Source organism: Paraburkholderia oxyphila NBRC 105797, from assembly GCF_000685075.1.
GTDB lineage: Bacteria > Pseudomonadota > Gammaproteobacteria > Burkholderiales > Burkholderiaceae > Paraburkholderia > Paraburkholderia oxyphila.
In genome coordinates this window covers 1-4,507 of sequence record NZ_BAYD01000219.1, presented here as the reverse complement: position 1 = coordinate 4,507, position 4,507 = coordinate 1, and the positions used below count along the sequence as shown (strand labels likewise).

The 4,507-nt window shown below is 70.0% G+C and carries 2 protein-coding genes; one reads left to right on the top strand and one right to left on the bottom strand.

What is annotated here, in order from left to right:
- A partial coding sequence (locus BO1_RS60030) for a hypothetical protein (RefSeq protein WP_218002881.1) occupies positions 1–206 on the top strand: 206 nt, incomplete at its 5' end.
- On the opposite strand, the gene BO1_RS48100 is transcribed toward BO1_RS60030, so the two are convergent.
- A partial coding sequence (locus tag BO1_RS48100; RefSeq protein ID WP_028223681.1) for a translocation/assembly module TamB domain-containing protein occupies positions 196–4,507 on the bottom strand: 4,312 nt, incomplete at its 5' end. The two genes, BO1_RS60030 and BO1_RS48100, sit on opposite strands and share 11 nt — an antisense overlap.

Here is a 4,507-nt window from a genome sequence, read left to right as displayed (position 1 = left end):
CGATTAATGGGATAAGACCGGCGTCGACGCAACTAATCATGTTCGCCACCTCGCTCAGCGCGGTCATGGCCGCGCTCCATGCGCTCAAGGAAACCGGGACCGCGCTCGACGGCTATGCGCAAGCGCTCGATCAACAAGCGCAGCTGAGGCAGGCCCGCGACGCGAGACGCGCTAACCCACCCCGCGCCGATGGCGCTACCACTTGATGCGATCGAAGCGCCGCGTATAGAGAACGTCGGCGCCGTAGAACGTGCCGCCATAGGCGGCCACGGACCAGTAGCGCGTCAGGTTGAGCGTGACCTTGATCGCGTTCGAGGCCGACTGCAGCCCCTGTTCGTAGCCGAGCACGAGCCATTCGTTGATGGCCTTCGAGAGCAGCACGACCTCGGGATCGGTCAGGCCCACCTCGCTGCGCCCGATCGAAATTTCGTCGAGGCCGATGCTCTGCGCGATGCGCTTGCCTTGTGAGCTGCCGAGCAGCGCGAGCGCCGTCGTCATCGCGTTCTGCTGGCCGACGTTGTTGCCCTGGTCGGTGCCGTGGCCGAACAGGAGCCACGAAAGCTTGTCGTTGTCGGGCACGTTCGGCTCGGAAACGAGCTTGGCCACCGGCGCCTGAACCGTGCCCGTGACCTGCACGCCCGCCTCCACCTGCTGATTGCGCCGCATGGCGAGAATGTTGATGCCCGGATTGCCGACCGGCCCGTTGAACGTGAAGAAGCCGTTCTCGATGGCCAGCTTGGTGCCGAACGCCGTATAGGTGGACCCTTCGGTCACGCGCACGTTGCCGACCGCGCGCAGCGGCACGTCCGGCGCACTGTTCACGGTGATCGTGCCGGCGAGGCCGAGGTCCGCGCCCTGCCCGTGGAAGCGGAAGTCGCGCCCGAGGTCGATGGCGACGTTCGCGCGTGGCGCGAAGCGCGGCGCGGGCTTCTTCGAGGCGGTCTCTTCGATGGGCGGCGGCGTGCCGCCTGTCGTCGTGCCGTCGGGACGCACGATCACGACGTCGTCGCCGAGCGCGGGCGCGGCCGACTCGGGCAAGTCGAAGCGCGCGCGATCGACAGTGAACTTGCCGTCGATCTGCATGCCCCCCAGATGCCCGCCATTGGCGATGCTCGCGCTGCCCGACAGCGACAGCTTGCGGTCGGGCGAAGCAAACAGCTCGAGCTTGTCCGCGATGATGCTCGCGGTGAGGTCGGGCTCGTCGTTGTCGAGGCGCACGCGGCCCGTCGCGCGCAGCGTGCCGCTCGTCGCGCCATGGAACTCGACCTGCTGGAAGTCGACGAGATTTTTCGACAGCGCGATGCGGATCGTGCCGTCCTTGAGCTCGACGCCCTGGTCGACCACGGTCGCGGAAATGCCGTCGCCAATGAGCGAGCCCGTGAGGTTCGGCTTCGCGAGCGTGCCGCCCAGTGCGAGCTGCAGCGCGAGATGGCCATCGAGCAGGTAGGTCGGGCCCAGCAGGCCGCCGGTAGTCTTCAGCGAAGGCACGTTCGCCTTGATCGTGCCGCCGAGCGGCGCTTCTTCGGCCACCGTGAGCATGCCGTCGCGCGGCACGAGCGTCGTGTTCGTGTCGATGTCGAGCGTGCCTACGCGGCTCGCCTGCGCATGCGCGGTGAGCGTGAGGCGATTGCCGCCGCTGAAGGCCGCGCGCGCATTGAGATCGCCGATGCCGAGCGAGGCGAGACCGCGCCCGATCTCGGTCGTGATGTCGCCCGAGCGGCGCTTCACCTGCACATAGCCGCTCGCGCTCTGGCCGATCGAGAAGTCCCAGTCGCCATCGAAGATCAGATCGGTTTTGAGCGTGGACGGCACGCCGGTGAACTGCTGGCGCAATTGCATGATGCGCGCGACCGAGACGTTCGTGAGCGCGCCCGCCGAGCGGATGCGGCCGTGGTCGAGGTCGAACGACTTCAGGTCGAGCGAGGCGCCCAGGGCCGCGATGCGCGTCGCGCCGAGCGCGACCTTGCCCGGGCCCGCGCTCACGGTCACCGGCGCCTCCAGTTGCACGCCCGGCACGCCGCGGTTCTCGAGTTGCGTCACCGTGCCGTCCCAGCGCGTGCCTTCGGGCGTATCCGAGAGCTTGCCGTTGGCCGCCACCGCGAAGTCGATCGGCTGCCCCTGTACCTTGCCCTTCGCGCTCGCGGTGAGCGTGTGCTTCGCGCGCGTGCCGGACAGGCGCGCGCTCAAGGTCGTGATGTCGACGCCCGCCACGGCGACACCGCTTGCGTCGGCGCTGAACGCGAGCGCGCCGTTCGCGCCGTCGCGCGCCTCGGCCCGGCCCTCGGCGTGGCCGACGCGGTTCTCGCCGAACACCACGTTCTCGGCCTTGTAGTCGAGCGCCACGTCCGGATGCGCGAAGGTGCCGGTCAGGTCGCCGCTTGCCGCGAGCTGGCCCGCGACGCCGAAGCCGAGCCGGTCGAGCTGCGGTGCGTCCACGCGAAAGCGCAGGCGGTCGCCGCTGGCGCCAAAGCTGCCTTGCAAGTCGACAGTATTGCCCGCGACCGAAAGATTCGCGCGGCTCGGCAGAATGCGTGAGCCCGCGAGCTGAATGAGGCCCTGGCCGGTGAGCGGCAGGTCGTCGTAGACGCTCGGCCCGAGCTTGAACTCGGCCTTCGTCGTGAGGGCGGGCGCGAGCATGCCGCTCGCGTCGAGCGTGCCGTTCACGCGTGCCGTGATGCGGCGCGTTGGGGCTTGCTGTGGGCTCTTCTGCGCGGATTTGCCCGCGGACGCGGTCCGCGCCGCCGTTTTCGGTGCTGCGCTTTGCGTCGAGGTTTGTGTGCCGGTTTGCGTGGTATTGCGCGCAACGTCCTGCGCCCCGGTAGGCGCCGCGGGCCTGGCCGCGGGTTGTGCCGCCTTACGGGCGGCCGTGCCCTTTTGCGCCGGCACCTGCGACGCGAGCGAGAGTGGATCGAAATCGGTCAGCACCGCCTTGAGCGTGTACGAGGAATGGGCGTCGTGCTTGAGCGCGCCCGTGAGGTCGAGATGCCCGGCCCCCGAGGTCAGGCGCACGTCGTTGAAGGCAAGGCGCGCGGGATCCTGCGTCACCTTGCCCTGCAGGCGCAGCGCGGCCTTCGGATCGGCGAGATCGAGCGCGACGCTCTGCACGTCGTCGGCCAGATGCACCGTGATCGGGCCCGCCAGCTGTGTCGGGAGCACGCTCGCTTCGAGCGCGTTCAGATCGAGGGCCGCCACCTTGAGGGCGAAGCGGCCGTTGCGGCCGCTCAGCACGCCACTACCGGTCACCGTCGCGTTTTTCACGAGCCGCACGTTCAGGTTCGAGAGACGTTGCGTATGCGCATCGAGCACGACGTCCGTGCGCGCCTCGATGAGCGGCAGCAAGTGCGCGTCGATCGCCCCCGGCTTCGCGTTGACGATCGACACCTTGCCCGCGACCGTGAAGCCGGCCGCATTGGGGTTCTCGTGGCCAGGCGCCGCACCGGCGGTGCTGGAAGCGAGGGCGGTGGCGGAAGCCGGTGCAACAGCCGACGCCCCAGCGGCCACGCCGGCCGAAGCGTTGCGTGCGTGCGCCGCGGACGCGCCGCGCGGGCGCGTTGCCGCTGCCGATGCCGATGCCGATGCCGATGCCGCCGCCGAAGCGCCACGAACGCCGGACGCCGCTGCCAACGCCGCCGTCTCGGGCACGAACGGCGTGACCGCGTCCTGCGCCGGCTCCAGGTCGGCATGCAGGGCCAGGTCCGCGAACGGCGCGCCCGGTGCGAACGCCTGCGGGTTCACGTGATCGAAGGCGAGCGTCGCGCGCTTGAGCGGCACGGCCGCAAACGGCGCCGCCTCGACATGCGCCTGCCCCGCCAGCTTCATGCCGCTCGCCGCGATGTCGGCGCTGAGCGCCTCGAGCGAGCCGCCAAGGCGCGCGTTCACCTGCACCGCCTCGTTGTTCACCTTGCCCGCATAGCCAAGCTCGCCCGTGAGTGCGAACGGCCGCACCCCGTCGAGCTTCGCGCTCGCGCTCACCGCGCCGTAGGGCGTGTCGAGCTGCTCGACGGCCGCCTCGTGATGCCGCCCGTCGCTGCGCCCGTGGAATGCGAAATTCGAGAACTCGGTGGCCGAGGCGCCCTCGTGCAGCGTGAGCTTCGCCACGCGCAGATCGCGGATCTCGAGCGCGAGCGGCAACCGCAGGTCGCCCGGCAGTGTCATAGGCGACGATGGCTCGGTGGACGGCACGATGCGCGCATCGATGTTGCCCACATGCAGATAGTCGAGCACGAAACGCCAGGGCCGCTTCTCGTGGACCTCCAGCGCCCACTGGCTGCTCACGCGGTCGACCGCGAAGGTCGTGCCGTCCTTGCCGCGCCAGCTCACGTCGCGCAGGCGCAGGCCCGTCGCGATCGTGCCGCCGTCGAGCGTGCCCGCGAGTTGGCCGCCCAGCACCTTCACCGCTGCGCGCCACACCCAGGCCGTGCCGCGCTCGGTGGTCGCCGCGCCGTACAGGAGCCCCGCCACCAGCGCGACGATCAGCACCGGCGCCACAACCGCCCACGCGAGCGAC